Annotated in this window: 15 protein-coding genes and 1 pseudogene; 10 read left to right on the top strand and 6 right to left on the bottom strand. The window is 35.9% G+C overall.

Going from position 1 to position 17,969, the window contains the following annotated elements; genetic code table 11:
* Positions 1-6: 6 nt before the first annotated feature.
* Both IGL98_RS12860 and IGL98_RS12855 read left to right on the top strand, forming a co-directional pair.
* Complete coding sequence (locus tag IGL98_RS12860) at positions 7-1,203, top strand: amidohydrolase (RefSeq protein WP_206911838.1); 1,197 nt, start codon at positions 7-9, stop codon at positions 1,201-1,203.
* A 634-nt stretch (positions 1,204-1,837) separates the two neighbouring features.
* Positions 1,838-3,376, top strand: a complete 1,539-nt coding sequence (locus tag IGL98_RS12855) for an ABC-F family ATP-binding cassette domain-containing protein (RefSeq protein ID WP_206846339.1) — start codon at positions 1,838-1,840, stop codon at positions 3,374-3,376.
* A 46-nt stretch (positions 3,377-3,422) separates the two neighbouring features.
* On the opposite strand, the gene IGL98_RS12850 is transcribed toward IGL98_RS12855, so the two are convergent.
* From IGL98_RS12850 to IGL98_RS12835, 4 genes are all read right to left on the bottom strand, one after another.
* Positions 3,423-4,352: a metal ABC transporter substrate-binding protein gene (locus IGL98_RS12850; protein WP_206846337.1), complete on the bottom strand. Its 930-nt coding sequence runs from the start codon at positions 4,350-4,352 to the stop codon at positions 3,423-3,425.
* Positions 4,349-5,206 carry a metal ABC transporter permease gene (locus IGL98_RS12845; RefSeq protein ID WP_206846335.1) on the bottom strand — a complete coding sequence of 286 codons (858 nt, stop codon included), beginning with the start codon at positions 5,204-5,206 and terminating at the stop codon, positions 4,349-4,351. Before IGL98_RS12845 ends, IGL98_RS12850 begins: the two co-directional genes overlap by 4 nt.
* On the bottom strand, positions 5,203-5,958 hold the full coding sequence (locus IGL98_RS12840) for a metal ABC transporter ATP-binding protein (protein ID WP_206911837.1): 756 nt from the start codon (positions 5,956-5,958) through the stop codon (positions 5,203-5,205). Before IGL98_RS12840 ends, IGL98_RS12845 begins: the two co-directional genes overlap by 4 nt.
* A gap of 184 nt (positions 5,959-6,142) precedes the next feature.
* Positions 6,143-7,339, bottom strand: a complete 1,197-nt coding sequence (locus IGL98_RS12835; protein WP_206846331.1) for a serine hydrolase domain-containing protein — start codon at positions 7,337-7,339, stop codon at positions 6,143-6,145.
* A gap of 243 nt (positions 7,340-7,582) precedes the next feature.
* Here IGL98_RS12835 and IGL98_RS12830 point away from each other — a divergent pair, with 243 nt between their 5' ends.
* From IGL98_RS12830 to mnmA, 5 genes are all read left to right on the top strand, one after another.
* Positions 7,583-8,548 (top strand): ribose-phosphate diphosphokinase, encoded by a 966-nt coding sequence (locus IGL98_RS12830; protein WP_206846330.1) that lies wholly within the window; start codon positions 7,583-7,585, stop codon positions 8,546-8,548.
* Positions 8,549-8,678: 130 nt separating this feature from the next.
* Complete coding sequence (gene rarD / locus IGL98_RS12825) at positions 8,679-9,575, top strand: EamA family transporter RarD (protein WP_206846327.1); 897 nt, start codon at positions 8,679-8,681, stop codon at positions 9,573-9,575.
* 85 nt (positions 9,576-9,660) lie between these two features.
* Positions 9,661-10,806, top strand: coding sequence for an aminotransferase class V-fold PLP-dependent enzyme (locus IGL98_RS12820; RefSeq protein WP_206911836.1), 1,146 nt, complete (start codon positions 9,661-9,663; stop codon positions 10,804-10,806).
* An 82-nt stretch (positions 10,807-10,888) separates the two neighbouring features.
* A complete protein-coding gene (locus tag IGL98_RS12815; RefSeq protein ID WP_069646125.1) occupies positions 10,889-11,230 on the top strand; it encodes a DUF1831 domain-containing protein in 342 nt (113 codons plus the stop codon).
* 203 nt (positions 11,231-11,433) lie between these two features.
* Positions 11,434-12,558, top strand: coding sequence for a tRNA 2-thiouridine(34) synthase MnmA (mnmA, locus tag IGL98_RS12810; protein ID WP_206911835.1), 1,125 nt, complete (start codon positions 11,434-11,436; stop codon positions 12,556-12,558).
* Between the two features lie 23 nt (positions 12,559-12,581).
* Here mnmA and IGL98_RS12805 read toward each other — a convergent pair whose 3' ends face one another.
* A complete protein-coding gene (locus IGL98_RS12805) occupies positions 12,582-12,974 on the bottom strand; it encodes a hypothetical protein (protein WP_206846322.1) in 393 nt (130 codons plus the stop codon).
* 213 nt (positions 12,975-13,187) lie between these two features.
* Here IGL98_RS12805 and IGL98_RS12800 point away from each other — a divergent pair, with 213 nt between their 5' ends.
* On the top strand, positions 13,188-13,553 hold the full coding sequence (locus IGL98_RS12800; RefSeq protein ID WP_069646122.1) for a DUF1033 family protein: 366 nt from the start codon (positions 13,188-13,190) through the stop codon (positions 13,551-13,553).
* A 93-nt stretch (positions 13,554-13,646) separates the two neighbouring features.
* Here the strand turns inward: IGL98_RS12800 and IGL98_RS12795 are convergent, their stop codons facing one another.
* Positions 13,647-14,360, bottom strand: a complete 714-nt coding sequence (locus IGL98_RS12795) for a DsbA family oxidoreductase (protein ID WP_206911834.1) — start codon at positions 14,358-14,360, stop codon at positions 13,647-13,649.
* A gap of 188 nt (positions 14,361-14,548) precedes the next feature.
* Here IGL98_RS12795 and IGL98_RS12790 point away from each other — a divergent pair, with 188 nt between their 5' ends.
* Together IGL98_RS12790 and IGL98_RS12785 are read left to right on the top strand one after the other, a co-directional pair.
* Positions 14,549-16,630: a DNA topoisomerase III gene (locus tag IGL98_RS12790; protein WP_206846314.1), complete on the top strand. Its 2,082-nt coding sequence runs from the start codon at positions 14,549-14,551 to the stop codon at positions 16,628-16,630.
* Between the two features lie 122 nt (positions 16,631-16,752).
* Positions 16,753-17,896: pseudogene (locus IGL98_RS12785) on the top strand (IS3 family transposase).
* Positions 17,897-17,969: the final 73 nt, after the last annotated feature.

The raw sequence follows: 17,969 nt of genomic DNA, 5'->3' as shown, positions 1-17,969 counted from the left end.
GATAAAATGACTACATTAACAAAGCAATCGATCAAAGAAGAAATTCAGCAAAATGCAGATGAAGTGATCGCTTTAAGACGACATTTTCATCAGTATCCAGAAGCCAGTTTAAAGGAATTTGAAACTATCAAACGAATCAAAGAAGAACTAAACAAGCTGGATATTCCATTTGAAGAAGTAGGAGAAACAGGAGTATTTGGCACAATCGTTGGAGGAAAACCTGGTAAAACAATTATTTTAAGAGCAGATATCGATGCGCTAGAATTAGAAGATGCGACAGGAAAAGAGTATCAATCTAAAAATCCTGGATTAAATCATGCATGTGGCCACGATGGTCATGCGGCAGCGTTGTTAGGTGCTGCAAAAGTCTTGAAAAACCATAAAGACGATTTTGTTGGAACGATCAAATTAGCGTTTCAACCAGCAGAAGAAATCGGAGCTGGCGCTTGTCAGTTTGTCGATGGCGGTTTCGTAGAAAATATCGATCAAGTTTTCGGGATCCATTTAGATTCAAGTGTTCCTGTGGGAAAATTAGTTGCAACTAAAGGGGCTACCAATGCTTCTTGTGATATTTTTAAAATTGAAGTTGAAGGATTAAGCAGTCATGTAGCGCAACCAAATGTTGGGCGGGATGCTGTATTAGCGGCGGCAAGTATCGTCGTAGAATTACAAAAAATAGCAGCACGAGAAGTTAGCCCGTTAGATCCTGTAGTCGTTGGTATTGGTGTGCTTGATGCAGGCACCAGATATAATATTGTGGCTAATCATGCTACAATCGAAGGGACAGTTCGGGCATTCAGTCATGAAACACGAGCCTTTGTTTTAAAACGTGTTGAGGAGATAGCGAATCAAATTGCTGAAGCTCATCGGACCAAAATTTCGTCTTTCCATATTCATGATGCAGCAGGACCGCTGATCAATGATGATACTGCAACTGAATTAGCACAAAAAATAGCAGCTGGAATAGTTGGAAGTGAGAATGTCGTCACAGCTCATACTAAAAGTTTAGGTGCAGATGATTTTGCTGATTTTTTACTAAAAGCACCTGGTGTTTATGGACGAGTGGGAACTCGTAATTTAGATAATCCTGATACACAATATGGGCATCATCATGAAAAATTTGATATCGATGAAGCAGGCTTGGCGTTGGCTACAGAATTTCACGTTCGCTACGCACTAACGTATCTAAATTCAATTGAATAGTCACTTGTAAAAGCATAAGGATTGAAGAGAAACAAATTTCAATCCTTATGCTTTTTTATTTCCACTTGGTAAGAGGAGAATGGTCAATTATAATAAAAGAAAAAACTAAAGGTATTGTACAAAGAGGATAGAGAATTTAGTAATATTCTTGCTTTTCAAAACAACTATGTTAAACTATTTTTGTAAAGAAAGGTGATTAAGAATGTTTTTTCTTTCAGATAAATTTGTGAAAAGAAGCAGCTCCCGACAAATGAATGTGATGAAGCATTGTTGTGGAGCCTAATAAAATGAATGCTTCATCGTCTAAACAAATACTGAATTTTTGAGACTAAGCTGTAGTCTTATTTAGTGTTGCTTTTGACGATGATCTTGATTTTTATAGCGCTGATGAAAGGACAACGTGTTTCGTGCGTTGTCCTTTGTTGATAATGACAAGGGATAAGATAGGTTGGGCCTATTTGATCGCTTGTTTTTTCGTCTTGATAAGCAAATGACCTTTCAACTAAACGTACGGAATCGTTGTTTAAGCAACTTTAAACGTTGAATAGATAAAACAGAAACTTACTACAATTTACAACGAATAATAACAAAGATATCAGAAAATTCTTTGTGAAAATGGAAAAGAGGAAGAAAAATGAGTTTATTAACAATCGAACACTTAACCCAACGCTTTGGCGAAAAAATTCTTTATGAAGATGCATCTCTTCGTGTCAATAAAGGGGACCATATGGGGTTAACAGGTCAAAATGGAGTGGGGAAATCTACTTTAGTCAAGATTTTAACAGGTGAGATTTTAGCGGATGATGGAACGATCACATGGCAAAATAATACTAAAATCGGTTATTTGGATCAATACGTTGAAATTATCGGAAATAGTACGATCATTGAATTTTTACATCAAGCATACAAACCATTATATGAAATCGAAGACAAAATCAATGAACTATACGGAGAATATGGCGAAACTGGTGCAGACAAATTATTAGAACGAGCGGGAAATTTACAAACACAGCTAGATGAAAGTGATTTTTATCAAATCGATACGATCATCAACGACCTTGCCAATGGTCTAGGAATCGAAGCAATTGGATTAGATCGACCGATGAACGAATTAAGTGGGGGACAACGATCCAAAGTTATTTTAGCGAAGCTTCTTTTGGAAGAACCCGATGTTTTACTACTGGATGAACCAACCAACTATTTAGATGACACTCATATTCAGTGGCTGGTCAATTACTTAAATGATTTTGCTGGCACGTTTATTTTAGTTTCTCATGATTACCATTTCCTAAATGCCGTGACCAATTGTATTTGTGACATTGAATTTGGTAAATTAACGAAATATACTGGAAATGTGGAAAAATCATTTGCCCAAAAAGAACAAAATAAAGAAAGTTACTTAAAACAATACCATGCCCAACAAGCAAAAATCGAAAAGGCGGAAGCTTATATTCGTAAATACAAAGCAGGAAATCGTGCGACTATGGCGAAAAGTCGTCAAAAACAATTAGACCGAGTGGAACGCATGGCACCACCAGGGAGTTTAGTAAAACCACAAATTCAGTTTCCCTATCAACCGATCGTTGCAAGTTTAGCGTTGATCACAGATGAATTGACGATTGGCTACACTAATCCACTTTTAGCGCCGATCAATCTATCTGTTCACAGTGGAGAAAAAGTGGCAATCAAAGGCTTTAATGGAATCGGCAAATCGACATTAATCAAAACATTAACGGGAAAAATTGAACCGATCAGTGGTGAGTATCAGTATCCCGCAAATACAAAAATCGCTTATTTCTCGCAAGATTTGACATGGGAAAACGATTATTTGACTCCATTAGCTTATTTAAGTGATTGCTTTCCTAAAAAAACGGTAAAGGAAATTCGTACGTACTTAGCAAAATGCGGATTACCTGATAAGTTAGTCAATCAGCAATTGCGTTTATTAAGTGGAGGGGAGCAGACCAAGGTAAAACTAAGTGCGTTGACGATGGACTCAAGTAATATTATTTTCTTAGATGAACCCACAAATCATATTGATGCAGCAGCGAAAGAGAGCTTACGACAAGCAATTCAGCAATTCCAAGGAACAGTCATCATTGTTTCCCATGAAGAAGAATTTTATACGGATATTACAGATCGTGTAATCAATATTGAAGAAATGATCCAATGAAAAAACGTCTTCTGACATTATTTAAAATGTCAGAAGACGTTTCTATTTATTTCATTAATCCATCATGAATTTTATCTAAATTCCACTTCATCATGGCATAATAACTATCGCCATCTTCTCCTTTTTTAGCAATGGAATCGGTAAAAATAGTACTGTAAATTGGTAGATCTGTTTCTTTTGATACTCGTTCCATACTACGTTTGTCTACACTTGTTTCAACAAATAAAGCAGGGACTTTTGTTTTGTGGATTTGATCGATGATTTGTTTCATTTGGTCAGGTGTTCCTTGGCTTTCTGTGTTGATTTCCCAAATATAGGCAGCGGTCAATCCGTATGCTTCAGAAAAATATTTAAAAGCTCCTTCACTTGTGACTAGTAGTTTTTTATTTTCTGGAATATCTGCGAATTTTTCTTTGGCTTCTTTGTCTAAAGCGGAGAGCTTTTCAATGTATTCTTTGGCATTTTTTTCGTAAGTTTCTTTATTTTTAGGGTCTTTTTCACTCAATGTATCTCTGATTGCTTCTACATAAGAAATCCCGTTTTGAATGTCTAACCAAGCATGTGGATCTTGTTCGTTTTCTTGTCCAGCACTGGTTAGGTACATGGGTTCGACTTTTTTACTTACGGAGAAAAAGTCTTGATCTTCTTTTTTCTTAGCTGTTTCCATTAACTTATTGAACCAACCGTTTCCACCTGTTTCTAAGTTTAGTCCATTGAAGAATAAAACGTCCGCTTCAGAGGCTTTTGCAACATCTTCCGGCAGTGGTTCATATTCATGTGGGTCTGTTCCAACAGGGACGATACTGTGTAAATTAACTAAATCTTTCCCTACATTGTCGATCATATCGGCAAGAATCGAGTTAGTTGCAACAACGTTGATCTTTTCTTTATCTGAGGTATCTGCAGACTTAGATTGACAAGCGGCAAGTAAAAATAAACTGGCTAGTGCTGTGATAAAAAGTATTTTTTTTCTCATAAAGTTTGTTCCTCCGTTTTCTGTTTATTGACAAAAAATAGTCCTTTTTTAGGTGAAAATAGAAATGCGACAACGAAAAATGCTGCAGCAGTTAAAACGATCGTAGCGCCGGAAGCTAAATTATACGAATAGCTAAAGAATAAGCCGATGATCGAACTTAGTATTCCAAAAAGAGAAGCTAAGGTAATCATTGTAGGCAAGTGATTCGTTAACAAGTAAGCAGTAGCAGCAGGAGTGATCAACATAGCAATCACTAAAATCGTTCCAACAGTTTGTAAAGATGAAACAGCAACTAACGTTAACAAAAACATCAAAGCATAATGGAAAAATTGAACATTTAATCCATAAGCTTGTGCCATGGTTGGATCAAAAGAGGTAATTTGCAATTCTTTATAGAATAATCCAACAAAGATCAACACGATGATTCCGACGATTGCCGTGATCATAATATCAGAATCTCGAACAGCCAAAACATTTCCAAAGAGAATGTGATAAAGGTCAGTCGAACTTTTAGCGAAAGAGATCATAATGATACCTAAAGCAAAAAATGAACTGAAAACGACACCAATCGCGGTATCATTTTTTAACTGACTTTTTTGCGTAATAAACCCAATCAATAAGGCAGCTAAAACACCAAAAATCGATGCGCCAAAGATATAATTGACGCCAAACATATAAGAAGCGGCTACTCCTGGAAGTACTGCATGTGAAATCGCATCCCCCATCAAGGACATTCCTCGTAAAACAATAAATGATCCAATAATTCCTGAAACCAATCCAACGATGATCGAAGTGATCAAAGCGTTTTGTAAAAATTGGTAACGAACTAAACCATCAATGAAATTTGCAATCATGCGTCAGCCACTCCTTTAATAATGATATCGCCCATTGTGTCACCATAGGCCGATTGAATATTTTTGTTGGTAAACGTTGTTGCAACTGGACCACTTGCAATCAATTTTCTTTTCAAAATGATCACATCGTCAAAATAATGAGCGACTTTGTGAAGATCATGATGGACGATCAAAATTGTTTTTCCTGCTTCTTTTAATTGTTTTAAAATGTCCATGATGACTTTTTCGCTTGTCATATCGATCCCCACAAATGGTTCATCTAAGATGATAATATCTGCTTTTTGAGCGAGAACGCGAGCGATGAAGACACGCTGTAGTTGTCCACCAGATAATTCACCGATCTGACGCTTAGCAAATTCTTCTAATTGAACGGTTTTAAGAGCTGCTAATGCTTGTTCTTTTTCTTGCTTTTTAGGACGTTTCATCAATCCTAGTTTCGGATAAGTTCCTAAAAGAACAACCTCCATAACATTGATTGGAAAAGATAGGTCTAATGCGCTACGTTGTTCTACGTAAGCAATTCTTTTCTTCTGAGTGTCAATAGAGTGATCCCCTATAACTACCGTTTTAGAGTCTGCTTTAATCAATCCCAACATTCCTTTTAGAAAAGTGGACTTACCTGCACCATTTGGACCGATGATCCCAGTGATTTTTCCAGCAGGAATTTGTAAAGAAATATCGATTAAGGCTTTTTGCCCTTGATAACTAACGGTTAAATGTTCGATTGTAATGTTATTATTATTTATAGACATAAAAAAACCTCCTTTTTAGGTTTGCCTTAAAATTAGTATATGATAAACTTAAATTAAAATCAATCCATTTTTTAGGTTAACCTAAAAATGAACGCAAAAAAAGGTGTGAATAAAAGCAACATTTACCTTTATTCACACTCTCAACACAAATAAGTGCTTGTGTTCCAGCCACTTTATGTTGAAATTATTTACTTTTATCTGATTCTAATAACTCAAAAATGGTATCGGCTATTTCCGAGTGAGATTTATCTTTAGGATATTGATTTGATAATAAAATTACAACATTTTGCCGATCTTTTGAAACCATTGAATTTGATTCAAAACCGGCTTCGTTTCCATGTCCTTTAATATGGTCTGGGAAATTGTAAAGACCACCCATATATTTTGTCTCAGTTTCAGGTGTCCAAAGTTCATCGATGATTTGCTGATTAATGATTTTTCCTTCAAATAAATCAGAATAAAATAAATAAAGATCACCAACAGTCATACCAACATTTCCAGTACCAATTTCTTGATCGAACGTTAATGGATTATCGCTGATTTCAGAACCGAAATTTTTACCGTCCACTTTCTCATATGCATAGGTACGATTACTTGATTTTACAAAGTCATTATAAAAACAGGTATGAGACAATTTAAGTCCTTGAATGAATGTCTGTGTAAATAATGTTCGGTAAGAAGTACCTGTTAACTGCTCTAATATACCGACTAAAATTGAATAGTTGACTGCCTCATATTTATATTTGCCATAGACACCCATAGTTGCGTTAGAAATTGCAAATTGAACAAAGTCATCATCAGACATCATAATCGTAGGTTTGATTTTTTGCTGTAATCCAGAAGTCATTGAGAGTAATTGACGAATCGTTATCTTTTGGCTATCTGGAACAGTTGGGTAAAAGCGATCCAAGGTATCATCTAGTGAAAGCTTCTTAGCTTGTACTTGTTTCAATATAAGAGAAGCAGTAAATGCTTTTTGAATAGACCCGATTTGAAATGTTGATTGAGCAGTGTTGGGCTTACTTTCAGAAAAATTGGCATAGCCAAATCCTTTTTGCAAAATAATCTCTCCGTTGTGAATAATTAAAGCTGAGCCGATAAATTGACTATCTTCAAGTTTTTTATTGATTTCGTTGGCAAAATCAGAATTAGGCTGAACTTCTTTATTAAAATCTTTAGCTTGCTGAGCATTTGGTGTTAACGAAGTAGAAGTCTTTGTCGTTTCTGATGTCCTCTCGCTTGAATTTGTTTGAGAAACGGGCTTAGAAGGATTTTGGAAAAACAAAAGATAAATTTCTACACCGACTAAAATAATCAAAATTAAAATAATAAGTGCAGGTATAAAAGGATTACTTTTTTTATGATGTTTCTTGTAGTGCATGGGTCCAACCACCTCCGATTAGTCCTTATTTTACTCATATCGTGTAGAAAAACAAGACGATCGTATACGATTTTGCGAACAGTTTTGTAAGCACAAATTTTCTTCGCTTAAAAGTCGATAGATTTTCAAATATTTGTCACAAGAAAGAAAAAGATTCATGATTTTTTTAGGAATCAATGTTAGAATAGAAATTGAAGTTTTTAACTATAAGAAAAGAAAAATATCTAGTTCACGGAGGAAATCATGACCCAAAAATACAAGGATAAAACATTACGAATCTTTAGTTTGAATGCCAACCGCCCTTTAGCAGAGAAAATTGCTGAAGTTGTCGGGACTGAACTGGGAAAAAGTACGGTGCGCCAATTTAGTGATGGAGAGATTCAAATCAATATTGAAGAGAGTATTCGCGGGGACCATGTTTTTCTTGTTCAATCGACCAACCTTCCAGTAAATGACAATTTAATGGAATTATTAATCATGATTGATGCATTAAAACGAGCAAGCGCCAAAACAATCAATGTAGTGTTACCTTATTATGGGTATGCCAGACAAGATCGCACAGCTAAACCAAGAGAACCGATCACAGCAAAATTAGTCGCCAATTTATTGGAAGAAGCAGGCGCAACGCGTGTATTGACATTGGATTTACATACAGTTCAAGTTCAAGGATTCTTTGATATTCCAGTAGATAATCTATTTACGATGCCGTTATTTGCTCATAATTATCGTGAGCAGCGCCTGACAGGCGAAGACATCGTTGTCGTTTCACCTAAAAATAGTGGTGTGCAACGTGCCAGAAGCTTATCTGAATATCTAGATGCAACACTCGCAATCATTGATCAAGATGAGGTGGATGGTGTTCGTTCAGGTTACGTTATCGGGGAAGTCAAAGGTAAGACATGTATTTTAGTCGATGATATTTTAAATTCCGGCAGTACGATGGCAACGGCTGCTGAAATTTTAAAAGAAAATGGGGCAAAATGTATTTATGCTTGTGCTTCTCACGGGTTGCTATCTAAAGGGGCTAAAGAGATTTTAGATGCATCTCCCATCGAACAAATTTGTGTGACGGATTCTGTATTCATTTCTGAAGACCGCAAACCAGATGTATTGAGTATCGTTTCTTGTGCTGAGTTGATGGGTGAGGCTGTCAAACGAATCCACGAAAATACACCAATGAGTCCGCTATTTCGTTTAGAAGAGAAATAATAACGAGTGGTTTAAATCAAGAAAGAAGTTCAGCAATTGCTTTAGACTGGACTTCTTTTTATCATTTAATTTAAGCGAATAAAAAAGGATTTATGAAAGATAGTATCAATAAAAGAATGGAGCTAGGCATGTGAAAGAACAGAAAAAAGGTGTTTTATTTGGGTTTATTGCGTATGTATTTTGGGGAATTATCCCAATTTACTGGAAGTTATTACCTACAGTCGATCCGCTGGATATCTTATGTTATCGAATCGTCTGGTCATTTTTATTTATGATCATCTACATTTTGGTTACTAGAAAATGGTCATTATTTTTAGCAGAAGTTAAAACTGTTTTACAAGATAAGAAAAAATTATTTGCTATTATTTGCGCTGCTATTTTGATATCAGTCAATTGGTTTACCTTTATTTATACAGTTAGCCAGGGGCACGTTACGCAAGCGAGTTTAGGTTATTACATGAACCCGTTGGTGAATGTGTTGTTGGCAACCTTGATTTTGAAGGAAAAATTAAGTCGTTCAGGGATGATTGCGTGTGGTTTGGCCTTAGCAGGTGTTCTTTTGTTAACGATCCAAACAGGAGAAATTCCTTATGCACCACTGGTTATGGCTGTTACATTCAGCTTTTATGGGTTGATCAAAAAAGGTGTAACAGTAAGTTCGTATACTGGTTTGACGATTGAGACTTTTGTTATTTTGCCTGTAGCTTTAATTTATCTAGTATTCTTTTCACAACGAGGATTTATGAATTATGAAGTATCCACTAATTTATTGTTGATGGGAGCAGGTATCGTTACAGCGATTCCGTTATTACTTTTTGCGCAAGCAGCAAAACAAATTTCTTATATTATTCTAGGATTCATTCAATATGTAGGACCAACATTAATGTTGTTATCTGCACTATTTTTATATCATGAACCCTATTCGGCAGATCAATTTATCGCATTTGGTTTTATTTGGGCGGGCATAGCAGTCTTTACGTATAGCAATATTTATACGTATCGCAAGGAAAAACGATTTGCCAAGTAAATAAGCATAAGAATCAATCTTTGAGGAACAGTGCTAGGTATGTTAGAATAGTCCCAATTAAAATGATTCAGAAAGGACGAGTTCAGTGGAACCCATTTATTTAGATCACGCAGCAACAACACCAGCGCATCCAGCAGTTATTGAGATAATGGCCAGTGAATTGGCCAATACGTTTGGTAATCCGTCTAGTATCCATACATTTGGTAGAAAAGCACATCGTACATTAGAAGATATTCGCCAAGTGATCGTAGCTAGTCTTAAAGTGAAATCACATGAAATCATCTTCAATAGTGGCGGCACTGAAGGGGATAATACAGCGATCATCGAAACGGCACTTTCTAGAAAAGATCAAGGAATGCATCTGATCACAACTACAATTGAACATCCAGCTGTTTTGGAAACAATGAAGTATTTGGAAGGATTAGGTTTTGAAGTAACTTATCTTCCGGTTGATAAGCACGGAGAATTGGCAATTATAGATCTTGAAAATGCCTTACGAGAAGATACGACATTGGTTTCTGTGATGTACGGTAATAATGAAATCGGTAATTTACTACCAATCAAAGAAATCGGAGCATTGCTAGAATCACATCCAGCCGTTTTTCATACAGATGCTGTACAAGCATATGGTTCTGAACGGATTTCACCTCATGAATTTGGAATCGATTTACTAAGTATTTCTGCTCATAAAATCAATGGACCAAAGGGTGTTGGTTTTTTATTTAAAAATGATGCCATTTCATTGCCTTCATTTTTACATGGTGGAGAGCAGGAAGAAAAACGTCGGGCAGGAACCGAAAATTTAGCGGGTATTGCAGGGATGGGCAAAGCGGTTGAGCTTTTAACGGACAGCGAAAAAGAACAGCGACATGAAAAATACGCTGATTTTGAGCGGATTATTTTAACGCAATTAGATAAAGCTCAGATCGATTATCAAATCAATGGCAATCCTGAAAATAAGTTAGCTCATATTTTAAATTTACGGTTTCTAGGTGTCGCAAGCGACTTGTTATTGATGCATTTAGATCTCAAAGGCGTTGCGATATCAACAGGTTCAGCTTGTACTGCTGGAACAGTAGAACCTTCCCATGTTTTACAAGCGATGTATGGCAAGAACCATCCTGCAATCAAAGAATCTGTGAGAATCAGCTTTGGTTTGGGGAATGATGAGGAACAAATTCAACGATTCGTAGCAATATTAATCGAAACAATCCAAAAAATTAAGCAGTAATTTAAGAAAAACAGGATTATAACTAGTAAAAAGAAAGCGTACCAACTATAATAAAAGAGACAATAAATAAAGAGGTGGAAAAATGGCATTTAAAGAAAAAGCAACAGTTGAAGGTTGTACGGTATTTTACAAGGTAAACGAACAAGCAAAAAAATACACATTGAAAGATAATGGCTTCACTGAAACGAATTCAGGGAATTTCCAGTTGATCCGTCCATTAGATGCAACACCCCAAAGTAAAGAAGGCTTTAAATTAAAAATTACGATTGCTGAAGATTTGAAAACACTGAAAATGTCTGTTACAACTGCTAACGGATTGAAATCAATGAACATCTTTAAAAGCGAATCTCACGCAATGAGTCAAGAAAAGTTTTATTTCTTGATGGATGGTATGATCAGCCGTGATGTTTTAGAGAAAGCATAATCATTGAAAATAAGACAAGATCGAAAAAGATCGAGTCTTATTTTTTTATAGTCAAAATAAAGAAAAATTATGCGAAGAAGGAAATTGTTGTCTCTTAATGCCTTTACTTCTTATGAAATACTAGTATAATAAGTATCACTGAAAAGTTACGACCTTCAAATCGTAGATGCATTCAGAATCTAAATTGAAATGATGGTGATCAAATGACAGATAACAGCAAAACTCGTGTCGTTGTTGGCATGAGCGGAGGTGTAGATTCTTCTGTTACAGCGTTGCTTTTAAAAGAGCAGGGCTATGATGTCGTGGGTATCTTTATGAAAAACTGGGATGACACGGATGAAAATGGTGTGTGTACTGCTACCGAAGACTACAAAGATGTGGCTAAAGTTGCAGATCAAATTGGCATTCCTTATTATTCGGTAAATTTTGAGAAGGAATATTGGGATCGAGTATTTGAATATTTTCTTTCAGAATATCGTTTAGGCCGCACACCGAACCCTGATGTAATGTGTAATAAAGAAATCAAATTCAAAGCATTTTTGGATTACGCAATGCAACTAGGAGCAGACTATGTCGCAACTGGGCATTATGCTCAAGTAGAGCGAAAAGAAGACGGAAGCGTACTTATGTTACGTGGTGTTGATAATAATAAAGATCAAACCTATTTCTTGAGTCAATTATCTCAAGCTCAATTAGGCAAAACAATGTTTCCTTTAGGCGGTATGGAAAAATCAGAAGTTCGGGCGATTGCTGAACGTGCTGATTTAGCAACTGCTAAGAAAAAAGATTCAACAGGAATCTGTTTTATTGGAGAAAAGAACTTCAAGCAATTTTTAAGTAACTATTTACCTGCTAACAAAGGGGACATGGTAACTTTAGATGGAGAAATCAAAGGGCAACATGATGGATTAATGTATTATACCATTGGTCAACGCCAAGGCTTAGGGATTGGCGGCGGCAAAGGATCGCAAGAACCTTGGTTTGTGGTAGGAAAAGATTTAGCGACAAATACATTATATGTTGGACAAGGGTTCCATCATGAACGATTATATGCTACACATTTGGATGCCAGTGAAATCCATTTTACTGTTGATACAGAAATGCCAAGAGAATTCGAATGTACGGCTAAATTCCGTTATCGTCAAGATGATATACCAGTCAAAGTTGTATTAACTGGCGATGGAACGACAGCTAAAGTGATTTTTTCTGAACCTGTGCGTGCAATCACTCCAGGACAAGCGGTTGTCTTTTACAACGGTATGGAATGTCTTGGTGGTGGATTGATCGATCAAGCGTATCAAGAAGAAAAAGTGTTACAATATATCTAAGCAAAAACGAGTAGGAAAAATCCCTACTCGTTTTTTTTATTACAGCTACGGAAATAAGCTCTCGATTCTGGTGAAACAACCAGATAAACTATTGAAACAAACTCAACCACACGAAATGCCAACATTATCATTTTAGGAAACATACTGACCATCATTGGCGGGTGAAAATACATTAGAATAATGAATGGGATAAAGAGTATGGAGAGGATATATCCTTTTTTACCACCTGTCATTAATCCAGCGACTACAATAATATAAACAAGAAAAACAAACATCTGATACCAAACATCTGATCCAAAGGTTCCATTTCCTTCAACCACAGCTTTTAAGGCCATGATCAACGAAATAATAAGTAAAATATTATTATATAAAAGTAAATAAATGGCAATTGAGTTCCAAAATACAGGTTTTTTCATGATAAGCAACAGTCCTTCCTATTCATCCCATAGTTTAGCAAAAGTCCGTTTTTTGCGCAATGAAATAAAATTTATGCTTTTAATGGATTCGACGTATGGTAAAATTAAAATGAGGCAACGTTAATATAAAACTAATTCACAAGCACTTAAGTTGAAAGTTTTACTGTAAGTGACTAGAATAGCTCTTGTAGAAAGAATTGGAGTGATTGATCAATGTATCAAGTTGTTATCATGTACGGCGATAATGAGCCTTGGTGGTTTTTTGAAGACTGGCAGGAAGATATCGAAGAAAATAAAACATTTAACTGTTTAGAAGATGCGGAACGTTACTACATAAAAAAATGGCAAGAACTTTCTTCAACATATGAATACATAAATACAAAAGTTAATTATTTAGCAGCCTTCTGGAATGAAGGGGATGAACGTTGGTGTGAGGAATGTGATGAGGATCTTCAACAATATAAAGGACTAGCTTTGTTGAAGGATTTACAAGCAGTGACGTTTGAAAGTGGTGACGATTTTCATGAACGCCATAATGATTGTGCAAAACCGAAATGCTGTAAATCGAGTATAGTTTAGAGAAATCAGAGAAAAAGTCAAGAGAACAAGTTCACGGATACGTGCCTTATTCTTTTGACTTTTAATTATTTTAAAAATAAATAGAGTTGGACCTTAATCCTTGCAAACCCATTTTCCATCTATTATATCGCAAGTCCCATTTTCAGCATCACTATTTTCGATTACTTCAATTATGGGTGTTTCTTTTTCCTTGATAGTCTGAATCGCTTGGATAATTTGATCCATAGGTTGTGCACCATTGATTAAATATTTCCCATTAACAATCAGTGCTGGGACACCTGTAAGCTGATAAGCATTTGCCAAACGAAAGTCGTCTTCAACTAACGTTAAAGTAGCCGGATCAAGGAAGGCTTGCTGCCATTTTTCAAAATCGATCGAACTATCTTTAATAATTGCTTCAATCACAGCAGGGTCATCAATATTTTGACTCTCTACAAATAATCCTGTTTGCAAATCATCAAAGATCGCCCAGTAACCGGATTCACCTCCTACGACGCCCGCGGCTTTGGCAGCAAGTAAACCATTCATAGATGTTGGAAAAAGAAAATCAGCTTCTCTCATTCCTTCAATATTAAAGCGGTGAAGATCATCATTTTGATTGGCGTGAACCCAATGAGATAAAATTTCGTTCTTGGCATTTTCTCTTGATCCAAACATCTGCTCGTGAGCTTGAGAATCTCTAGCTAAAGCAAAAGAACGGTGAATGATCTTTATTTCAGGCATTTCTTCTTGGACGTGTCTCATTCTATACGACATGGGAAAACAAAAACTGCAGATAACGTCGTGAAAAAATTCAATTGTAATCATAGTTTCTCCTTGATAATCATTATTTTTATACTTACAATTAGTAAGTATAAGGTTCTTCTATTTACATTTCAATTAAAAAGCTTAAAGAAGAGGCGAAAAGAATAAGCAGAGTGTGGTAAAATCAACGTATTGACATTTTTTGAAATTAATTCAATTTACATAAGAAATGAAGAAGGTGAGTGAACGAAATGGCAAACAAACAACTGATTATTGCTGAAAAACCTAGTGTTGCCAAAGATTTAAGTAAAGTGCTAGGTGCAAATCAAAAAAATAAAAGTTATTATGAAGGTCCAAATGTCATCGTGACTTGGGCATTAGGACACCTACTAGGTTTAAAAATGCCAGAAGATATCAACAAAGAATGGCAATCTTGGCAAATGGAAACTTTACCAATGGTGCCAAAAAATCTAGGGATCAAGCCATTACCCAAAACAGGGCATCAATTAAAAGCGATCAAACAATTAGCAAACCGTAAAGATGTTACCGAAGCTGTCATTGCAACAGATGCAGGACGTGAAGGAGAACTCGTTGCCCGCTGGATTCTGGAATATGTTCATTTTAATAAACCAGTCAAACGCCTATGGATCTCTTCACAAACAGACAAAGCAATCAAAGACGGGTTTAAAAAATTAAGACCAGCTAAAGAATATGATAATTTATATTATTCAGCATTAGCTCGCGCCAAAGCAGACTGGTTAGTCGGATTAAACGTGACTAGAGCATTAACAGTGAAATATCAAGACAGCTTATCCGCTGGACGTGTACAAACACCGACATTATCGTTAGTCCGTCAACAAGAAAAGAAAATCGAAGGTTTTAGACCGCAAACGTACTTTTCAGTCGAGCTTCAAGTTCAAAAAGAAAAAGCTAAACTGGTTCAAAGCAACCCATATGCCTTTAAAGAACGCAATGATGTAGAAGCTTTTGTGAAAAAACTAAGCGAAGGTAAAGGCAAAGTAACCGATATTCAAGAAAAGACGAAAACAGAGCAAGCACCTTTACCCTATGACCTAACTGAAATTCAAAGAGAAGCCAACCAGCGTTATCAATTTTCAGCGAAGAAAACTCTTTCGCTTGTTCAAAGTCTCTACGAATTTCATAAAATCGTGACCTATCCCAGAACGGATAGTAAATATTTAACTACAGATATGAAAGCAACGATGAAAGAACGATTGCAAGCAATTAGCGATTTTGCGCCAGAAGTCAAAACGTATATCAAAGACGGTGGTCAAGTTAAACTGACTAAAGTATTCCAAAACGAAAAAGTGACAGATCACCATGCGTTGATTCCGACTGAACAACGCCCACGTTATGAGAAGTTAAGTGGCGATGAACAAAAAATCTATAACATGATCGTGACTCGTTTCTTAGGGATGTTTGCCGAATCCCATCGCACAAAACAAACAAAAGTAACCGTAAGCTTTGGTAAAGAGCAATTTATGTTCCGGCAAAGTAAAGTTGAAGTTGCCGGCTGGAAACAAGAAAAAGAAGAGGTTATTCCATCTGTCGACTGGAAATTAGGTATGGTGATTCCACCCAATTTCACTATCAATAAAGAGTTAACTGCACCACCAAAACCATTGACCGAAGGAACTTTGTTAGGTTTGATGGAAAAACACAGCTTAGGTACTCCAGCAACGCGTGCGGAAATCATTGAAAAACTGATCAAATCAGAGTTGATGGAACGGAATACCAATGGGCTTAATGTTTCACCAAAAGGCAAGCAATTACTTGAATTGGTCAATCCATCTTTAGTGACCCCTGAGCTAACAGAAAAATGGGAAAAAACTCTAGAAGCAATCGCCAAGGGCAAACAAAGCAGCACTGTTTTCCTAAAAGAAATCGAGCAAGATACGAAAAAATTAGTCAACGAGATCAAACAAAGCGAAAGCAAATACCAGGATTTTTCAATCACACAAAAGAAATGCCCAGAATGTGGCTCAAACTTACGTGAGAAGAATACCAAAGACGGGAAAATCTATATCTGTTCCAACCAGGATTGTAGCTATCGCCGTAGAAAAGATCCTAAAGTTTCCAACCACCGTTGTTCACAATGCCATCGTAAAATGGAAATCATTGATGGAAAAAATGGGGCTTATTTCAAATGTAAATACTGCTCGATCACAGAAAAAATGCAAGATAAAAAAGAACGCAACAAAAAGCTTACGAAACATGAAGAACGTAAGTTGATGAAGAAATATTCACAAAAAGAAGAACCAGAAGAAAGTGCATTAGCACAAGCTTTGAAAGCAGCAATGAAACAAGAGTGATTTTCTAATTAGAAACACGAGTCATCAAGAAAGTTGGTGTGAACTGACCCCATAGGTTGAGACAACTATAAAAACACCCCCGTTGAATTCATGTAGAATGAAGAAATTGGAGGTGTATTTTTATGGTCAAACGAATTTCATACCCATTAGAAGTAAAAGAAGCAGCCATACGAATGAAGTTGGAAGGAAAAACAACGAGAGAGATCATGACAGAATTAAATATTAGAAATGAAACACAAGTGAAAACGTGGTGGCAATGGTACAGAAAAGGAGAATCTTATCGATTCTCACAAGGAGTAGGTAAACAATACCAGTTATGGTAAAGGAAGAGAGGAACTGAGTTCTGAAGAGCGATTGAAACAGGAAAATAAGTATTTAAAGCAGGAGATTGATGTCTTAAAAAATACAAAGAGTTGGAAAGGAAGTGGAAGCAGAAACATTTATAGAATTAGTTCATTCGTTCAAAGACAAGGTTTCAATCACTTGGTTACGTGACTATTTTAGTATTCCTAGAAGCACATATTATCATTGGGTTAAGAGAAGTGACAAAAAAGATAGCCGAGTTGCACGTATTAAAGAACTATGTAACGAACATAATTATACCTATGGTTATCGAAAGATCACATTTCTTCTTAGAAAAGAAATGCAAGTTAGTCACAAGGTTGTTCTACGAATTATGCAAACCTACGGTTGGAATTGCCGAGTTAAAATAAAAAAGCACATCGACCAGGATAGGCTTATTTCAAAACGTCTAACTTGATTGACAGAAAATTTCATTCAAAGAAACCATTAGAAAAAATCACAACGGACATTACTTATCTTGATTATGGACCGAAGAAACTTTATCTTTCTAGTATTATGGATGTATTCAATGGTGAAATTTTATCTTATACAATCAGTGAAAAGCAAGATATTGCCTGTGTTTTAGATACACTTAATCAATTAAAAAATATTCCAGAAAACTGTATATTACACTCAGATCAAGGGTCTATCTATACGTCTTATGCTTATTATGAAGTGACAAAAGCAAAAAACATTATCAGAAGTATGTCCTGAAAAGGGACACCCGCTGATAACGCTCCAATAGAATCGTTTCATTCCATTCTAAAGTCTGAAACGTTCTCGATACAGTCAGAGCTTGGATGCTCTACTACTAGTGTAATCGAAACTGTATAAAATTTCATCAAGTATTATAATGAAAAGAGAATTCAACAAAAATACGGTTACTTATCTCCGATAGATTATCGAAAACAAGCAACCGCATAGGTGTTTTTATAACTGTCTCATTTTAGGGGTTCAGTCCCAGTACAGTGTTTTTTACTTTGTCACATTGTTATAA

This window comes from Enterococcus sp. DIV0840 (assembly GCF_050527835.1).
Classification (GTDB): Bacteria; Bacillota; Bacilli; order Lactobacillales; family Enterococcaceae; genus Enterococcus_L; species Enterococcus_L ureasiticus.
This window is presented reverse-complemented; position numbering and strand designations above follow the sequence as displayed.